The organism is Pseudomonas sp. PF05 (genome assembly GCF_056521845.1).
This window is the reverse complement of record NZ_JBWLPW010000006.1, coordinates 71057-88005: the sequence shown is the minus strand read 5'-3', so window position 1 is coordinate 88005 and position 16949 is coordinate 71057. Positions and strand designations below refer to the sequence as shown.

Below are 16949 nucleotides of genomic sequence, written 5' to 3'. Positions count from 1 at the left end.
GTTTAGGGCCGCTCCGCGCCCCAGCGGGGATAAATCCCCTCGCCACAAAGTACTTTCCAGCACGCACAAAAAAGGCCGTTTTCCATAGAAAACGGCCTGTCCGAAGTAGCTAAAGACCGGCCGTTTTGCCTTAAGTTCCCCGTCAAAAACAATAACTTAGCGAATTGTGCACAAGTCGTGTTACTCGTCGGATTTCGATTGTAACCAAGCGAAGCCAGCCTCAGGATCGCGCCGTCATCCCTTTGAGGCTCCTCTATGAAGTTCTCCTCCATTCTCTTGTTGTCCCTTAGCCTGGCCAGTGGCATCGCTTCTGCCGGTGGTACTGCCGAAGCAGGTGTGGGCGGCGCATTGGGCGGGGTTTTGGGTTCGGTCGTCGGCCAGTCCCTGGGCGGCAACACCGGTTCCACTATCGGCGCGGCGCTGGGCGGCGCAGGCGGCAGTGCAGTCGGCGCAGACAAACACAGCCGCGGCGAAGCGGCGATCGGCGGCGCGCTGGGCGCAGCCGGCGGTAACGTGGTCGGCCGTAGCGTCGGCGGCACCACTGGCAGCCTGATCGGTGCGGCAGCGGGCGGCGGCGCGGGTGGCGCCCTGGGTAACTACATGGGCAAGGATGATGACGATGATCGTCATTATGACGGCCGCCGTGGCGATCGCCGCTACTACCGTGACGGCCATCCAGGTCGTGGCCATGCCTACGGACATCGCAAAAAACATCATCGCTACTACCGCGATTAACGGCTGGCTGATAAACCGCCGTTGAAGATCGCAGCCCCCGGCAGCTTTAGAGCTGACAGGGGCTGCGATTTTTTGTTTCAGACCACCAACCGCTCCAAAGCCCCACGTAGCCGGTCCGGAATCGCTACCGGCCGATTCGATGCCCGGTCCACGAATACGTGAACAAAACGCCCCGCCGCGCAGGCCTCCTCCTCGCCCGCCTTGAACACCGCCAGTTCGTACTGCACCGAACTGCTGCCCAGCTTCCCGACCCGCAGGCCGATTTCAATCCGGTCTGGAAAGGCGATCGAGGCAAAGTAATCGCAGGCTGAACTCACCACGAACCCCACCACCTCTCCATCATGGATATCCAGGCCACCGACTTCGATCAGGTAGGTATTCACTGCGCTATCGAAAAAGCTGTAGTAGGTGACGTTATTGACGTGACCGTACACGTCGTTGTCGTGCCAGCGTGTGGTGATGGGTTGCAAGTGTGGGTATTCGTTGCGTTGGGGCATCAGGTGTCCTTTACGGTTGTTCAATGATCCTGGCGTTGCACGGCCTCAGGCCTGCGCGAACCCCTTGCCCTGTGTTGCCAGCTCGCCGATCAGGCGCGCGGGCTTCCACTGGTCGCCCTGCTTCGTTTCGAGCTCCAGCAGACGTGCGTGTATATCCTCCAGCCCCTGCCCGTCGGCCCAGGCCATCGGCCCGCCCTTGTCCACAGGGAAGCCGTAGCCGTTGAGGTAGACCAGGTCGATATCGTGGGCCGACTCGGCAATGCCTTCCTGCAGGATTTTCGCCCCCTCGTTGACCAGCGCCAGCAAGCACCGCTCGATAATTTCCTCCGGGCCGATCTCGCGTCGCTGGAAACCCAGCGCTTCACTGACCCGTAGCACCAGCGCATCGACCTCGACATCATGCTCGGCCTGGCGACTGCCCGGCTCGTAGTGATAGTACCCATTGCCGCTTTTCTGGCCGAACCGTCCCAGCTCGCACAACCGGTTGTCCACCTGCACCTCGGGCGCGTCCTGGCCCTTGCCCGCCAGCTCACGGGCGCGCCATTCCAGGTCGATGCCAACGACGTCGTACATACGGAACGGCCCCATGGCGAAGCCAAAGCCTTGCAACGCCGCATCCACCTGATGGGGGAATGCCCCCTCCAGCAACATCTTGCGCGCTTCCAGCACATAGGGATGAAGCATTCGGTTGCCGATGAATCCATGGCAATTGCCTGAGACAACGCTGACCTTGCCCATGCGCTTGCCCAGCACCAGCGCCGCGTCCAGCACTGCTTTGGAGGTATGCGCGCCGCGAACGATTTCCAGCAGTTTCATGATGTGCGCCGGGCTGAAGAAATGCAGGCCCAGGACCTGGGCTGGCCGGCGGGTGACAGCGGCGATGGCATCGATGTCCAGCGCCGACGTGTTGCTCGCCAGGATGGCCTCGGGCTTGAGCAGGCCGTCCAGCTCACGAAAGAGGGTCTGCTTGAGTTCGAGGTTTTCGTAAACCGCTTCGATCACCAGGTCCACATTGCGGATCGCCGCATAATCATCCGCCCGTGTTACCCGGGCGATCCGCGCGTCAGCCTCGACCTGGTCGATACGGCCCTGGCGCACGCCATGGGCATAGGTCTCGGCCACGGCCAGCAGTGCCTGCTCGAGCATCTGCGGATTGTTGTCGACCCACTGCACCGCCACGCCAGCGTTGGCCAGGCACATCACGATGCCCCGGCCCATGGTGCCCGCACCGACCACCGCGGCACGCTGAATATCGAAAGGTGTCTGGCTCATGTTAGCTCTCTTGTTGGCGATCCGAAGACAGCCTTCACCTTAGTCAGCCGCCGAATATTTTTGAAATTTATTCGTGTGATGAAGGGTATTCAGCGGATGGATGCAGCTCACAGGTGCGCTTGGGCCCACTGACGAACTTCAGCGTATGGATACGCTTCCAGTGCGGCATACCCACCGATCTTCCGTGCCTTCAATCGGGTGAACAGCGGCACGCTGATTGCGCAGAGGAAGCGGGTCAGGCGCTCGGCAGACGGCACGCTGCCGCTGTGCTGCTCATGCTTGTGGATAAAGTCGCCACACAACGCCTCGAAATTCTTATCCACAAGCGCTGGCAACGCAGGCGGCTCCGGCAGGCGAGCGACCTGCCCATGGCACACCGAACAATGACCACACTGGCGTGGCGCATTCTCGTCGCCGAAATATTGCGCCAAGCGATAACCCAGGCAACGGTCGGTGGCGAACAACTCGAGCATGGCGTGGATCCGTGCGATTTCACCTTGTTCGTGCCGGGTGAAATAGGCGTGTAGCTCAGCGCTCAAGACCTGCACATCCAGGTCCGTGTCCAATACGCTGTACACCTCGGTCATCTGTTTGCTTTCCAGCTCGATCCAGCCCTTTTCCTGGAAATAGTCCAGCGCCTTGACCACGCGACTACGCTCAGCGTGATAGTGCTGGTACATCCCGTCGAAGTTCACCGTGGCCCAGGCCCGGGCGCGACTGGAGGTCTGGATGATGGCCGAGACGAAGTCCCTTCGCTCGCCCTCGAAGCGCTCCAGCAATTCTTGTGGCTCAGTCAGGAACTTGAAGCGGTACTCCGCGAAATAGGCATAGCGCGGCGCGATCAGCCCGCGTAGCTCCAACTGGACCAGCAACGTCTTGAGTGGCAACTGCCGGATGTTGCTCTGGTCCGCCAGGGGTCCCAGCAAGAACTCCCATTGCCCATCGGGAGCGGCGGCCTTCAGTTCATCGAGCACGCAACGAATGCCCGCAAGCTCCGGCGTATCGCCATACACAAAGTTTTCCAGCACGTTGAGACTGTCGCGGTTGGCCAGCACCAGGCAATCGGAAGGCTGCCCGTCCCGACCGGCGCGGCCGATCTCCTGGCTGTAGTTTTCGATGGATTTGGGCAGGTCGAAATGCACGACGTTGCGAATGTCACTCTTGTCGATGCCCATGCCAAAAGCGATGGTCGCGACGATGCAATTGGATTGCCCGCCCATGAACCGCCGCTGGATATCTTCACGTTGTTCATGGGGCAAGCCGGCGTGATAGGCCTCGGCCTCGATCCCGTGCCGGCCCAGGTGTTCGGCGATCTGCTCGGCGGTTCGCTGCAAGGTCACGTAGACGATGCTCGGCTGCCCGGCACGTTCGCCCAGCCATTGCACCAGCCGTTCGCGCTTGTCGGCACCACTCACGGGCTCGACCAGCAGATTGAGGTTCGACCGGTAGAAACCGGTCGTCACCACATCAGGGGCGGCGATGGCGAATTTCGCCTGCATGTCGGTGATGACCTTGGGTGTCGCGGTGGCCGTCAGCAGCAATACTTGGGGAATGTTGAACTGGCGCTGGTAATCGGGAAGCTTGAGGTAGTCAGGTCGGAAGTTATGCCCCCATTCCGAAATACAGTGGGCTTCGTCCACCACCAGCAACGAGATTGGCACCTGCTGCAGGAAATTGCGAAAGCGCTCGTTCTTCAGGCGCTCTACGGAAATCATCAGGATCTTCAACTCACCCGAACGGGCTCGCGCCATGGCGTCGTTGGTTTCGTCACGGCCCTGGGCCGAATCGATACTCGCCGCCGCAATGCCGTGGCGCTTGAGAAACGCCAACTGGTCCTGCATCAGCGCCAGCAGTGGCGAGACCACCAGGGTCAGATGCGGCAATAACAGAGCCGGCAGTTGATAACACAGAGACTTGCCCGAGCCGGTGGGGAAAATGGCCGCCGCCGACCGACCGGCCAGCACGGCGCCGATGGCCGCCTCCTGACCGGGACGAAACTGTGGATAACCGAAAACCTGTTCCAGGGTGCTGTGCATGCGCGGTCGCTCCTTTGACTGCTGCGATGCCCAAAGCCTAGCGGGACAATGCGGCGAGTCGAGAAAAGGTCGGGGTCGAATCGATACAGGATGATACAGCCTGAATGGCCGTGACGCTGATCGACTCGGGAGTCAACGCAAGCGCGGAGACGTTTGAGCTTGGCGTTCAGTCATAAGACGTTAAATAAAGATCCAGTTCTTGAGGAAGAACCAACGATGCCAATCGCTCGATTTCAAGCACTTGCTTTGCTGAAAGCCTGAAGTCCGCACCAATATGATCATTACTACCTGCCCATTGCATCACGGGCTTCAAGTCCTCCACCGACAAGCTGATGCTCTGCTCAAATACCAGCTCATCCTTGCCAGGATAAAAACCCAACACCCAAAAACTCATGGCTCTACCTTCCTTGTCTTATCCGCTTTTTTGGTCTGTTCGCCCGTGATGTGATTGAACTCACCTAAATGGTTTCCACGCGGGTTGTACTTTTCAAGGGCACCATGCTGCCGGTCCCATTCATAAATATTGCCTTTGCGGTCGTGCCAACGTGGACGTAATCCTCCACCTCCTTGTACGGGAGTTTTTGACCGACCGCGAACAAGATCAGGAAAAGCAGGAATTACACCTTTCGGGGTCGGGTGATATTTGTGATCAGAAATGCTGAGCACGATATACAACGGCGAAACCCCAGAATCCGCCGGAAACACAAGAATGAAATCCTTGTACTCCGGCGGATAAATCGGGTTGACGATGATGCTGTCCGCCGCAGGTGTCGGCGGAAAAATCCAGATGTGCGGAGCCTGTGGCGCGGCCTCCAGCGCCGGGATGCCCAGCGTCGAGGACGGATCGACCGCCGGCGTCCAGATCAATTCGACCCCATCGCCAAAGTCCGCCACTTGCTGCGCGCCGCGAGCCTGGAACGTCACCACCGGGATCATTTCCCAGTCACCTCGCGCCTGGGTGTTGTAGCCGTATCCCTTGAGTGTTCCATCGGCCTGGGTTTCGACATGCAACCGCACCCGCGTACGTGCCTGTTCCAGGGAGCGCAATTGCTCTTCGGTGTACAACGAACCGTCACCCAGACCCGCTGATGCGCTTAAATTGAATGTGCTCTGAGTCGTCGGCCTGACGCCCACCCAACAACGTAAATTGGCCGTACTCCCTCAGGGCTTCAGTCGGGATGTAACCGGTGGGGTTGTGATAGTCGATAACCGAATCAGGCAGCTTGCAGGACTTTGCAAATACACGGCCCTTCACGTCGGAAGGTGATGCTTCTCGGACCTGGGCCAGACGCTCGCTCATGTAAGCCGCTTGCCTGGCCAGCATGCCCTCATAGGCCTGTTGATCGGCGTCTCTTTTCGCCAGTTCGCTGGGGGTCATGTCCCGCAGGATCCTGTAGCCCCGATCGCCGCCGTAATGCTCCCAGACCTGCGGAACACCGGCCTTTCCTTTCGTCATGCTTCGTCCCTGCTCGGTCGCCGTTACCCCCATTGAAAGGGCGCGGTGAACCTTACCGGGCGACTAAAGGTTTACTCAGCAGACGGTTCCGAGACTGCTGTGAGATATTTCTTCTTTTCCAACGGGCAACGATTTCCCCCTAAACTTTCCCTCCAGACGCACGCACGCCAAACTCCTGGAAACCTCGCCATGTACCTCGCCCCAGACTTCCCCGACGATCACGCCATGCGCCAGCTCATGGAACTGCTGCACGAAGAGATCGGCCTACCGGAACGCAAGACCATCCGCCTGGATACCGCGATCAATCTCGACTTGGGTTGCGATGGCGCGGATGCCCGGCATCTGATGGAGGCCTTGGAGGAGCGGTTCGCCATCGAGCTCATCGACTACGACGCTTACCGTTATTTTCAGCCGGAAGGATTTGATGTGTTTCAAAAGCGCAGGGCCAAGGGCCGTGGGAACAAGATGCCACTGACCATCGGCATGCTCTACAAGGCGATCAAGGCGCAACGATGGGATACGCGGGAAGTGGAAGAGGCCTAGCTGATCGGGGCGCCTCAAATAGTCGCCCATAAAAAAACCGCCCATGAAGGGCGGCTTTTTCATTCGCTAACCAAGCCTTACAGCTGCGGACCGGCAGCCTTGATCGCGTCGCTCACGTCGAACTTCTTGAAGTTCTCGGTGAACAGACCGGCCAATGCCTTGGCCGCTTCGTCGTAGGCAGCTTTGTCGGCCCAGGTGTTGCGTGGGTTCAACAGGCCAGTCTCGACGCCTGGAACAGCCAGCGGCACGTCCAGGTTGATGATGTCCAGGTGTTCGGTTTCTGCACCGATCAGCGCACCGCTCTGGATCGCCGCGATCACCGCACGGGTGGTCGGGATGTTGAAGCGCTTGCCGACGCCGTAGCCGCCGCCGGTCCAGCCGGTGTTGACCAGGTAGACCTTGGAGCCGAAACCACGGATGCGCTTGATCAGCAGCTCAGCGTATTCACCGGCCGGGCGCGGGAAGAACGGGGCGCCGAAGCAGGTGGAGAAGGTCGACTTGATGCCGCTGCCCGAACCCATTTCGGTCGAGCCCACCAGTGCGGTGTAGCCGGACAGGAAGTGGTAGGCGGCTTGTTCTTCGCTGAGGATCGACACTGGCGGCAGTACGCCGGTCAGGTCGCAGGTCAGGAAGATCACGGCGTTTGGCTCGCCACCGAGGTTTTTCGGTGCGCGTTTTTCGATCAGCTCACGCGGGTAGGCGGCGCGGCTGTTCTGGGTCAGGCTGTCGTCGGCGTAGTCGGCTTTCTTGGTGACCGGGTCGATGACGACGTTTTCCAGGACGGCGCCGTGCTGGATGGCTTTCCAGATGACCGGCTCGTTCTTCTCGGACAGGTCGATGCACTTGGCATAGCAGCCGCCTTCGATGTTGAACACCACGCCCACGCCCCAGCCGTGCTCGTCGTCACCGATCAGGTAACGGCTTTCGTCGGCGGACAGGGTGGTCTTGCCGGTGCCCGACAGGCCGAAGAACAGGGTCACATCGCCCTCTTCGCCCATGTTCGCGGCGCAGTGCATCGGCAGCACGTCAACGGCTGGCAGCAGGAAGTTCTGCACGGAGAACAGGGCTTTCTTCATTTCACCGGCGTAGCGCATGCCGGCGATCAGCACTTTCTTGGCCGCGAAGTTGATGATCACGGTGCCGTCGGAGTTGGTGCCGTCGCGCTCAGGCTCGCAGACGAAGTTCGGCGCGTTGAGGATCTGCCATTCATCCTTGCCGCCGGCGTTGTATTGCTCGGGGTTGATGAACAGGCAACGGCCAAACAGGTTGTGCCACGCGGTCTCGGTGGTCATCTTGACCGGCAGGTAGTGCGCAGGATCGGAGCCTACATGCACGTGGGAGACGAAACGCTCGCGCTCGCCCAGGTAGGCTTCGACGCGGTTCCACAGGGCATCGAACTTGTCGGCCGGGAACTTGCGGTTGATCGGGCCCCAGGCAATGGCGTGCTGGGTGGTTGGCTCTTCCACAATGAAACGGTCGACTGGCGAGCGACCGGTACGATGACCGGTACGAACAACCAGCGCGCCAGTATCGGCAAGCTCGCCTTCACCGCGATTCAGGGCTTCTTTGACCAGATCATCGACACTCAGATCGGTGTACACGGCGTTATTGGCTTGCGTCATGAGATTCCCCGTCGGCCCGTGGCCGAGTGCTCCAAACGTTTTGTAGTAGAAAGTCGCGCACTACTACCCGAAAAAAGTGGGCCGGATTATGCCAGAAAACCCCAAAAAGAGTAGGGCCCTCCCGTCAGTACGGCGTAAATCCGGCGTTTGCCAGGAGATTTACCTGCGCTGAAACGTTTTAGTGACGAGTATCTGACGGTGTGTCGACACCCGCACCGGCGAACAATTGCGCGATGTCCGCCGCGTCGAACAGGTAGCGCTCGTTGCAAAACTGGCAATCGATCTCGATGGCGCCGCCATGCTCGATCACCAGTTGCTGCGCATCTTCCAGACCCAGACTGACCAACGCATTGGCGGAACGTTCACGAGAGCAGCTGCACTGGAAGCGCAACGGCTGGCCGTCGAACAAGCGCACCTGCTCCTCGTGATAGAGGCGATGCAGCACGGTTTCGTTGTCCAGGCTCAACAGTTCATCGGCGCTCAGGGTGCTGGCCAGAGCGGTGATGTGCTGCCAACTGGCGTCACGTTCTTCCGGGTCGCGCAGGCGATCGGCAGGCAGTTGTTGCAACAGCAAACCGCGGGCACGCCGCCCGTCGGCGTAGAGCCAGAAGCGGGTATTGGTCTGCTGGGACATGACGAAGTAGTTGGTGAAGCACTCTGCCAGCGTCGCGCCGTCGAGATCGACGATGCCCTGGTAGCGCTTGCCATGGGTCGGGTCGACCGTCAGGGCCAACATGCCGTCGGGCATCATGTCGGCCAGGGTCGCGTCGGGCGCGATCTGCTCGACGTGATAACGGGCCAGGCCACGGATCTCACGTTCGCTGGAGCATTCGATCATCAGCAGCGGCACCGGGCCTTCGGAACGCGCCTGGAGAATCAGCAAGCCATCGAACTTCAAGGTGCCCACCAACAACGCCGCAGCCGCCATCAGCTCGCCGAGCAGTTGTGCGACCGGCTCCGGATAGGGGTGCTTGGCGAGGACTTCGGCGTAGCTACGCTCCAACGCTACCAGCTCGCCACGGGCGTCGCTGTCATCGAAGATGAAACGTTGGGTGTAGTCGGTATCCGGTAAATCAGTCATAGGGGTCTGGTATCTGAGGTGATGACAAATGATGGCGGGCATTTTATGGGCATTCAGGGTGGGTTCCAAGCAAGGCGTCGGCTGGCCTGACGGGAAGGAGAATCACCACCTATCTTCCAGAGAACCTGTGGCGAGGGGATTTATCCCCGCTGGGCTGCGTAGCAGCCCCCAAATAAACATGCGACAGAGCTGACACGGCGCGCAAAATTCAGGGCCTGCTGCGCAGTCCAGCGGGGATAAATCCCCTCGCCACAATCGCCGGCCTGCGTGTCTATTCGCTATTGCTGCCATGAAACTTGAACAGGTCCCGGCGCTGCTTCTTGCTCGGCTTGCCGTCGGTGCTGACCCCCAGGGCGCCGGCCTTGCGTTGCGCGGCGGCGGTTTCGCGCTTGGCGATGCTGGCTTCGGTCTCGCGATACAGCGCCTGCGCCTCAGGGGCGCCGCGACGTACGATCGACAACGCCTCGACCACCACGGTCTTTTCATCGAAGCCGGTGCGGATGACAAATTCATCGCCCACGCGCGGCTCCTTGCCCGGCTTGCAACGCTCTCCCCGGTGATGAACCTTGCCGCTTTCGATGGCGGTCTTGGCCAAGGCTCGCGTCTTGTAGAATCGCGCCGCCCACAACCATTTATCGAGACGGACCTTGTCGTCCTCTTCCTTTTTTTGCGCCACTGCCATTCCTCTTTTCTGCCAATAGCCAGAACTGTACTACCGTTTTTGTCGAGCGCACGAATCCGGCCCGACGGATAGAATGCCCGCCAAATCGCCGTCACGCGCATGGTGGGGGTCGGAATCGGTTACAAGCACAAACAAGTGCGTAGATAACTGTCGCCATTTTGTGATTATTCTGCGTGAATACCGCGATTCGCGGAGTCCACGATCCGATGTACTGATCGCAGGTTTTTTTATTGAAGACTTTTGACCATTTGACCGTTGTCGGTCTGCGCGAGTGGGTCGCGCTCCCGGACTTGGGAGTCGTGGGCCTGCGGGCAAAAATCGACACCGGCGCCAGTACTTCCAGCCTGCATGCCACTGACATCGAGCCGTTCGAGCGCGATGGCGAAAAGTGGGTACGTTTCACTGCGCACCTCGGCACCGTGGTGCAGTTGCGCCATCGCCGCTGCGAAGCGCCACTGGTGGCCCGCAAGACCATAAAGAGCTCCAACGGCCACGCTCAGGTCCGCTACGTGATCAGCACCACGCTAGCGCTGGGTGACCGGATCTGGCGGGTCGAATTCACCCTTGCCTGCCGCAAGTCCATGCGATACCGCCTGTTACTGGGTTCCAAAGCCTTGATCGACGGCCAATTGGTGGTCAATCCAGGTATCAAATACGTTCAAGACAAGCCGGCATTCCCGGCGTCCACTACCTCTGCCACAGGTGTTGCATGAAGATCGCTGTGCTGTCGCGTAATCCGCGTCTGTATTCCACTCGTCGCCTGGTTGAAGCCGGGACCGAACGAGGCCATGAAATGGTGGTGGTCGATACCCTGCGCGCCTACATGAACATTGCCAGCCACAAGCCGCAGATCCATTACCGTGGCAAGCCGCTGGAAGGGTTCGATGCGGTGATCCCGCGCATCGGCGCATCGGTGACGTTCTATGGCTGCGCCGTGTTGCGTCAGTTCGAAATGATGGGGGTGTTTCCCCTCAACGAGTCGGTGGCCATCGCTCGCTCGCGGGACAAGCTGCGCTCGCTGCAGTTGCTGTCACGGCGAGGGATCGGCCTGCCGGTAACCGGTTTTGCCCACTCCCCCGACGACATTCCCGACCTGATTGCGATGGTCAACGGCGCACCGCTGGTGATCAAGGTGCTGGAAGGCACCCAGGGCATCGGCGTGGTCTTGTGTGAAACCGCGACGGCGGCGGAATCGGTGATCGAGGCGTTCATGGGCCTGAAGCAGAACATCATGGTCCAGGAGTACATCAAGGAAGCCGGTGGCGCAGACATTCGCTGCTTCGTGGTCGGCGACAAAGTGATTGCCTCGATGAAACGCCAGGCCAAGCCCGGTGAGTTTCGCTCCAACCTGCATCGCGGTGGCAGTGCCAGCCTGATCAAGATCACGCCGCAAGAGCGCATGACCGCCCTGCGGGCCGCGAAAGTCATGGGCCTGGCCGTGGCGGGCGTGGACATCCTGCGCTCCAACCACGGACCGCTAGTGATGGAAGTCAATTCCTCGCCAGGCCTGGAAGGGATCGAGACCACCACGAGCAAGAACGTGGCGGGGATCATCATCGAGCATCTGGAAAAGAATGGCGGGCCGAACATGACCCGGACCAAGGGCAAGGGTTAACTCAACACAAAACCCTGCGGGAGCGGCGAGCCTTTGTGGGAGCTGAGCTTGCTCCCACAGGTTCTTTCCCTGTCTTACTTGAGAGATCGCTACACCGCATCCCGCGGCAGCATCAAGCCCAACGGCAAGCGCACCCGAGCCTCCAGCCCGCCACCGACACGGTTACGCAGTTCGACGTTGCCGCCGTGCATCGAGGCGATGCGCTTGACGATGGCCAGGCCCAGCCCGGTGCCCTTCCCACCCCGGGCGCGATCGCCGCGAGTGAAGGGGTTGAAAATGGCTTCCAGCTCAGAGGGATCGATGCCGGCGCCACGGTCCATGACACTCAGCACCACATAAGGCGCGCTGGTGTCACCGGAGACATAGGCTGCGACTTCGACACCCGTGCCAGCGTGATTCAGGGCATTGCCGATCAGGTTGTTCAGCAAACGCTTCATCGACACGCGGCGCAACGGGAATGGCTGGATCGGCTCCAGGCGCAGGTGCACTTTCTCATCGTTCTGGTTATAGGGCGCGACCACTTCCCGCACCAGTTCGCTGAGATCCACCTCTTCCACAGACTCATCACGACCGTCGCGAATGAACGCCAGGAACTGGTCAAGAATCGCGTCCATGTCCTCGATGTCGCGGACCATTTCGTCGGTCAGGTCAGTGTGCTCGCCCATCAACTCCAGCGACAACCGTAGCCGGGTCAGCGGCGTGCGCAGGTCATGGGAGACGCCAGCGAGCATCAACTCACGCTCGCGCCCGGCCTGTTCGACATCCTCGGCCATCTGGTTGAAGGCACGGTAGACCTCGGTCATCTCGCTGGGCGTATCGCTGATGGGCAGCCGCACGCTGCGCCCCTGGCCCAGTTGGCGGGCTGCATAGACCAGGCGTTTCAACGGTTGGTTGAGCTGGCTGACGAAGATCCACGCCGACGCCGTCGACAGCAGGCCGATGGCCAGGAACCAGCCGAGCACGTTCCAGATTTTCTGGCCGCGCAGCGGATGCGGGTACAACGGCACTTTCAGCCAGCCATCCCCCAGGCTCGGGGCCCGCACCCACAGCGCCGGTGGCGAGTGCATGCGCAACCGCACCTCGGTATCGGCACCCAGTTCGGCCTGCATCTGGCGTTGATAGATCTCGCTGTAGGGCCAGTGCTGCTCGCCCTCCGGTACGCCGGCACCGACGACGCGGATCAACGTCGCCGCCTCGGCAATTTTCGCGCGATTGGTTTCGTCCGCCGCCCAGTAAGCCCGCAGGGTCAAGGCAACGCCGTGGCTGTACTGCCGGTCCACGAGCACGTCTTCGTTCATCAGCAGGTACACCAGCGTCAGAGCCTTGGAGAAGAGCACGACGATCAGCACCAGCCAGAGGGTGCGGGAGAAGAAACTCTGGGGGAACCAAACGGGGGTTTTCATGAATAACCGCTACACACTTGCAGGAGCGAGCGATGCTCGCACAATGACAGACCGCGAGTCGCCTGGAAGAAGACACTTCAACCGGCCAGGCCACTCGCTCCTACAAATCGCCGATCACTTGCTGGCGGCGCCATCCGGTACGAACACGTAACCTACGCCCCAGACGGTCTGGATATATCGCGGCTTGGAAGGATCGGGTTCGATCATCCGGCGCAGACGGGAAATCTGCACGTCAATGGAGCGCTCCAGCGCATCCCATTCACGACCACGGGCCAGGTTCATCAGTTTGTCGCGGGTCAGCGGCTGGCGGGCGTTCATCACCAGGGCCTTGAGCACGGCGAACTCGCCGGTGGTGAGCATGTGGACCTCATCACCGCGCTTGAGCTCACGAGTGGCCAGGGACAGCTCATAGTCGCCGAAGCTCACGCTTTCATCTTCGCTACCTGGCGCGCCAGGTACCGGCGCCGACTGACGACGCAGCACCGCCTTGACGCGGGCCATCAGCTCGTCGGGGTTGAACGGCTTGGCCAGGTAATCGTCGGCGCCCAGTTCCAGGCCCTTGATACGGCTCAGCTCGTCGCCCTTGGCGGTGAGCATGATGATCGGGATCTGGTTGTTGGCGCCGCGCAGGCGGCGGCAGGCGGTCAGGCCATCTTCACCGGGCAGCATCAGGTCGAGCACCACCAGGTTGAAAACTTCACGGGCCAGCAGTCGATCCATTTGCTCGGTGTTCGGTACGGTGCGGGCGCGGTAGCCCTTGCTGACGAAAAAGCGTTCCAGCAAGCTGCTCAGCCCCGGATCGTCGTCAACAATAAGAATTTTTTCGCCTTCAGCAGTTTGTGCAGTGCTGCTCATAGGAAGCTCCTTTGATCTCGGCGCGCATTATGGCCTAGCTGCCGTTATACGCACCGTGTGCATTGTTAGCAGATTTTTCCTCTATCACCACAAATCCGGGGATCAAGCCGACAGACCATGTCCCCCCCTCGGGACGGAACGCTGGTTATAATGCGCGGCCTTTTGTGCCAGGGAATGCCGGCTCGTGATCCGGCGTGTCATTTTCTCTCCTTGGCCCGGCAGCACTTTTTGAATTTCACGGGTCAACAGACAGCCTTTTGACCCAGGCAGCGGCGCATGCCAGGCCGCTCAACCAGTCTCGCCGAGCCCGGCTTCTGCGGTGGCGAGCCTGATTTCACAATTTGTCAGGTGGTTTTATGGACAGCATCAACAGCCGCATCGCCGAGGAACTCGGTGTACGCCCACAACAGGTCGAAGCGGCCGTCGCGCTACTCGATGAAGGCTCCACGGTGCCTTTCATCGCTCGTTACCGCAAAGAAGTGACCGGCAGCCTCGATGACATCCAATTGCGGCATCTGGAAGAACGCCTGCGCTACCTGCGAGAACTCGACGAACGGCGTATAAGCATCCTGGCCAGCATCCAGGAGCAGGGCAAGCTGACCCCGCAACTTGAGCGCGATATCAAGCTGGCCGACACCAAGACCCGCCTTGAAGACTTGTACCTGCCCTACAAGCAAAAGCGCCGCACCAAGGGCCAGATCGCCCTGGAAGCCGGCCTCGGCGAGCTGGCCGACGGCTTGTTCAACGACCCGACCCTGACCCCTGAAACCGAAGCCGCGCGCTTCGTCGATGCCGAAAAAGGCGTGGCGGACGTAAAAGCGGCGCTGGAAGGTGCCAAGTACATCCTCATGGAGCGTTTCGCCGAAGACGCCAACCTGCTGGAAAAACTGCGTAACTACCTCAAGCAGGAAGCCACCCTCAGCGCCCGGGTGATCGCCGGCAAGGAAGAGGAAGGCGCGAAGTTTCGCGACTACTTCGAACACGACGAACCGCTCAAGAGCATGCCATCGCACCGCGCCCTGGCGATTTTCCGCGGCCGCAACGAAGGCATCCTCAGTTCCGCACTGAAAGTCGGTGAAGAGTTGCCCGGCACCATGCACCCGTGCGAAGGCATGATCGGCCAGCAGTTCGGCATCCAGAACCAGAACCGCGCCGCCGACAAATGGCTGGCCGAGGTGGTGCGCTGGACTTGGAAGGTCAAGCTCTACACCCACCTGGAAACCGACCTGCTGGGCGAGTTGCGCGATAACGCCGAGACCGAGGCGATCAACGTGTTCGCCCACAACCTGCACGACCTGCTGCTGGCCGCCCCGGCCGGCCCGCGCGCCACCCTGGGCCTGGACCCGGGCCTGCGCACCGGTTGCAAGGTGGCGGTGGTGGATTCCACCGGCAAGTTGCTGGACCACGCCACGGTCTACCCGCACGTGCCGCACAACAAGTGGGACCAGACCCTCGCCGTGCTCGCCGCCCTGTGCGCCAAGCATTCGGTGGACCTGATCGCCATCGGCAACGGCACCGCCAGCCGCGAGACCGACAAGCTGGCCGCCGAGTTGATCAAGAAATACCCAGCCATGAAGATGACCAAGGTCATGGTTTCCGAGGCCGGCGCTTCGGTTTACTCGGCGTCGGAACTGGCCTCCAAGGAGTTCCCGGACCTGGACGTGTCGATCCGTGGCGCGGTGTCCATCGCCCGTCGCTTGCAGGACCCACTGGCGGAACTGGTGAAGATCGACCCCAAATCCATCGGTGTCGGCCAGTACCAGCACGACGTTTCCCAGTTGAAACTGGCCCGTGGCCTGGACGCCGTGGTGGAGGATTGCGTGAACGCGGTGGGCGTGGACGTGAACACCGCTTCGGTGGCGCTGTTGGCGCGTATCTCCGGCCTGAACGCCACGCTGGCGCAGAACATCGTCACCCACCGCGACGAACACGGCGCGTTCAAGACCCGCGCCGCGTTGAAGAAAGTCCCGCGCCTGGGCGAAAAGACCTTCGAACAGGCCGCCGGCTTCCTGCGGGTCATGAACGGCGACAACCCGCTGGACTCCTCTGCGGTCCACCCTGAAGCCTACCCGCTGGTGCAACGCATCGCCGCCCAGACCGACCGCGACATCCGTTCGCTGATCGGTGACGCCGGGTTCCTCAAGCGCCTGGATCCGAAGAAATTCACCGACGAAACCTTCGGCCTGCCCACCGTCACCGACATCCTCCAGGAACTGGAGAAACCGGGCCGCGACCCGCGCCCCGAGTTCAAGACCGCCGAGTTCCAGGACGGCGTCGAAGACCTCAAGGACCTGCAACCGGGCATGATCCTCGAAGGCGTGGTGACCAACGTCACCAACTTCGGCGCCTTCGTCGACATCGGCGTGCATCAGGACGGCCTGGTGCACATCTCGGCCTTGTCCGAGAAGTTCATCAAGGACCCGCGCGAAGCGGTGAAGGCCGGTGATGTGGTGAAAGTGAAGGTCATGGAAGTCGACATTGCGCGCAAACGCGTCGGCCTGTCGATGCGCATGAGCGACACACCGGGCGAGAAAGTCGACGGTGCCCGCGGTGCGCGTCCAGGCTCGACGCCACGCCAGTCGCAAAACACCGCGCCGCGTAAGGAAACCGCTACCGCGGCGCCGGCGAACAACGCCATGGCCTCGTTGTTCGCCAACGCCAAGCAGTTGAAGAAACGCTGATGGACGTGCCAGCCGGGTTGGTGGAGAGCGCGTTTTTCAAGCTGCTCGGCTGTCGTCTGCACAGCCTTGGGGACGGGGTGGCGCAAGTCGCCCTGAGCCTTGAGCCGCCGCTGCGCAATCGCGGCGGCAAGCTGCACGGCGGCGCGCTGTTCAGCCTGGTGGACATCGCCATGGGACTGGCCTGCTCCAGTGTCCATGGCTTTGACCAGCAGAGCGCGACCATCGAATGCAAGATCAACTACATTCGCGCCGTGTCCGACGGCGATGTGTTGTGCACCGCCCGGGTCATCCACCCGGGCCGGCGCACGCTGGTGGTCGAGGCCGAGGTGATGCAAGGCGACAAACTGGTCGCAAAAGCGCAAGGCACGTTCGCTGTCCTATAGCTCCCTGTCATCGATTTGGGGTAATTTCGACGCCACGAATGCGGTGTCGAGCTTTCCTGTGGGAGCTTGCTCGCGATAGCGGTGGATC

General features: G+C 60.9%; 16 protein-coding genes and 1 pseudogene. 6 read left to right on the top strand and 11 right to left on the bottom strand.

Features of this window, described 5'->3' with window-relative positions; genetic code table 11:
* Positions 1–255 precede the first annotated feature (255 nt).
* Entirely contained in the window at positions 256–735 is a 480-nt protein-coding gene (locus tag AC09SL_RS12240) for a glycine zipper domain-containing protein (protein ID WP_058544959.1), read from the top strand.
* A gap of 77 nt (positions 736–812) precedes the next feature.
* Here the strand turns inward: AC09SL_RS12240 and AC09SL_RS12235 are convergent, their stop codons facing one another.
* The 5 genes and pseudogenes from AC09SL_RS12235 to AC09SL_RS12215 form a co-directional block, all read right to left on the bottom strand.
* Entirely contained in the window at positions 813–1232 is a 420-nt protein-coding gene (locus AC09SL_RS12235) for an acyl-CoA thioesterase (protein ID WP_058544958.1), read from the bottom strand.
* A 45-nt stretch (positions 1233–1277) separates the two neighbouring features.
* Complete coding sequence (locus AC09SL_RS12230) at positions 1278–2504, bottom strand: 3-hydroxyacyl-CoA dehydrogenase (RefSeq protein WP_058544957.1); 1227 nt, start codon at positions 2502–2504, stop codon at positions 1278–1280.
* Between the two features lie 107 nt (positions 2505–2611).
* Positions 2612–4540, bottom strand: coding sequence for a RecQ family ATP-dependent DNA helicase (locus AC09SL_RS12225; RefSeq protein WP_058544956.1), 1929 nt, complete (start codon positions 4538–4540; stop codon positions 2612–2614).
* 166 nt (positions 4541–4706) lie between these two features.
* A complete protein-coding gene (locus tag AC09SL_RS12220) occupies positions 4707–4934 on the bottom strand; it encodes a hypothetical protein (protein WP_058544955.1) in 228 nt (75 codons plus the stop codon).
* Positions 4931–5996 (bottom strand): annotated as a pseudogene (locus AC09SL_RS12215) (colicin E3/pyocin S6 family cytotoxin). The gene AC09SL_RS12220 and the pseudogene AC09SL_RS12215 overlap by 4 nt, the downstream one beginning before the upstream one ends.
* 189 nt (positions 5997–6185) lie before the next feature.
* On the opposite strand from AC09SL_RS12215, the gene AC09SL_RS12210 reads away from it, so the two are divergent.
* Complete coding sequence (locus tag AC09SL_RS12210; RefSeq protein ID WP_057449203.1) at positions 6186–6539, top strand: DUF1493 family protein; 354 nt, start codon at positions 6186–6188, stop codon at positions 6537–6539.
* Positions 6540–6616: 77 nt separating this feature from the next.
* Here AC09SL_RS12210 and AC09SL_RS12205 read toward each other — a convergent pair whose 3' ends face one another.
* The 4 genes from AC09SL_RS12205 to AC09SL_RS12190 form a co-directional block, all read right to left on the bottom strand.
* Positions 6617–8161, bottom strand: a complete 1545-nt coding sequence (locus tag AC09SL_RS12205; protein WP_064106969.1) for a phosphoenolpyruvate carboxykinase — start codon at positions 8159–8161, stop codon at positions 6617–6619.
* Positions 8162–8339: 178 nt separating this feature from the next.
* A complete protein-coding gene (gene hslO / locus AC09SL_RS12200) occupies positions 8340–9242 on the bottom strand; it encodes an Hsp33 family molecular chaperone HslO (protein WP_058546663.1) in 903 nt (300 codons plus the stop codon).
* A 271-nt stretch (positions 9243–9513) separates the two neighbouring features.
* On the bottom strand, positions 9514–9918 hold the full coding sequence (locus AC09SL_RS12195; protein ID WP_003196700.1) for an RNA-binding S4 domain-containing protein: 405 nt from the start codon (positions 9916–9918) through the stop codon (positions 9514–9516).
* Between the two features lie 36 nt (positions 9919–9954).
* Complete coding sequence (locus tag AC09SL_RS12190) at positions 9955–10239, bottom strand: hypothetical protein (protein ID WP_133247227.1); 285 nt, start codon at positions 10237–10239, stop codon at positions 9955–9957.
* On the opposite strand from AC09SL_RS12190, the gene rimB reads away from it, so the two are divergent.
* Both rimB and rimK read left to right on the top strand, forming a co-directional pair.
* A complete protein-coding gene (gene rimB / locus AC09SL_RS12185; protein ID WP_058546662.1) occupies positions 10155–10637 on the top strand; it encodes a retropepsin-like aspartic endopeptidase RimB in 483 nt (160 codons plus the stop codon). The two genes, AC09SL_RS12190 and rimB, sit on opposite strands and share 85 nt — an antisense overlap.
* Entirely contained in the window at positions 10634–11539 is a 906-nt protein-coding gene (gene rimK, locus AC09SL_RS12180) for a 30S ribosomal protein S6--L-glutamate ligase (RefSeq protein ID WP_058546661.1), read from the top strand. The genes rimB and rimK overlap by 4 nt, the downstream gene beginning before the upstream one ends.
* An 89-nt stretch (positions 11540–11628) precedes the next feature.
* Here rimK and AC09SL_RS12175 read toward each other — a convergent pair whose 3' ends face one another.
* Together AC09SL_RS12175 and ompR are read right to left on the bottom strand one after the other, a co-directional pair.
* A complete protein-coding gene (locus AC09SL_RS12175) occupies positions 11629–12942 on the bottom strand; it encodes an ATP-binding protein (protein WP_058546660.1) in 1314 nt (437 codons plus the stop codon).
* A 114-nt stretch (positions 12943–13056) separates the two neighbouring features.
* Entirely contained in the window at positions 13057–13797 is a 741-nt protein-coding gene (ompR, locus tag AC09SL_RS12170; RefSeq protein ID WP_058546659.1) for an osmolarity response regulator transcription factor OmpR, read from the bottom strand.
* Between the two features lie 356 nt (positions 13798–14153).
* On the opposite strand from ompR, the gene AC09SL_RS12165 reads away from it, so the two are divergent.
* Positions 14154–16478 (top strand): Tex family protein, encoded by a 2325-nt coding sequence (locus AC09SL_RS12165; protein ID WP_064106970.1) that lies wholly within the window; start codon positions 14154–14156, stop codon positions 16476–16478.
* Positions 16478–16861, top strand: a complete 384-nt coding sequence (locus AC09SL_RS12160) for a PaaI family thioesterase (protein ID WP_014336033.1) — start codon at positions 16478–16480, stop codon at positions 16859–16861. The genes AC09SL_RS12165 and AC09SL_RS12160 overlap by 1 nt, the downstream gene beginning before the upstream one ends.
* The last annotated feature ends 88 nt before the right edge of the window (positions 16862–16949 follow it).

Coding starts and splice junctions, on each gene's coding strand:
- AC09SL_RS12240 (WP_058544959.1), top strand. CDS start 256: ATGAAGTTCTCCTCCATTCTCTTGTTGTCCCTTAGCCTGGCCAGTGGC.
- AC09SL_RS12235 (WP_058544958.1), bottom strand. CDS start 1,232: ATGCCCCAACGCAACGAATACCCACACTTGCAACCCATCACCACACGC.
- AC09SL_RS12230 (WP_058544957.1), bottom strand. CDS start 2,504: ATGAGCCAGACACCTTTCGATATTCAGCGTGCCGCGGTGGTCGGTGCG.
- AC09SL_RS12225 (WP_058544956.1), bottom strand. CDS start 4,540: ATGCACAGCACCCTGGAACAGGTTTTCGGTTATCCACAGTTTCGTCCC.
- AC09SL_RS12220 (WP_058544955.1), bottom strand. CDS start 4,934: ATGAGTTTTTGGGTGTTGGGTTTTTATCCTGGCAAGGATGAGCTGGTA.
- AC09SL_RS12210 (WP_057449203.1), top strand. CDS start 6,186: ATGTACCTCGCCCCAGACTTCCCCGACGATCACGCCATGCGCCAGCTC.
- AC09SL_RS12205 (WP_064106969.1), bottom strand. CDS start 8,161: ATGACGCAAGCCAATAACGCCGTGTACACCGATCTGAGTGTCGATGAT.
- hslO (WP_058546663.1), bottom strand. CDS start 9,242: ATGACTGATTTACCGGATACCGACTACACCCAACGTTTCATCTTCGAT.
- rimK (WP_058546661.1), top strand. CDS start 10,634: ATGAAGATCGCTGTGCTGTCGCGTAATCCGCGTCTGTATTCCACTCGT.
- AC09SL_RS12175 (WP_058546660.1), bottom strand. CDS start 12,942: ATGAAAACCCCCGTTTGGTTCCCCCAGAGTTTCTTCTCCCGCACCCTC.
- ompR (WP_058546659.1), bottom strand. CDS start 13,797: ATGAGCAGCACTGCACAAACTGCTGAAGGCGAAAAAATTCTTATTGTT.
- AC09SL_RS12165 (WP_064106970.1), top strand. CDS start 14,154: ATGGACAGCATCAACAGCCGCATCGCCGAGGAACTCGGTGTACGCCCA.
- AC09SL_RS12160 (WP_014336033.1), top strand. CDS start 16,478: ATGGACGTGCCAGCCGGGTTGGTGGAGAGCGCGTTTTTCAAGCTGCTC.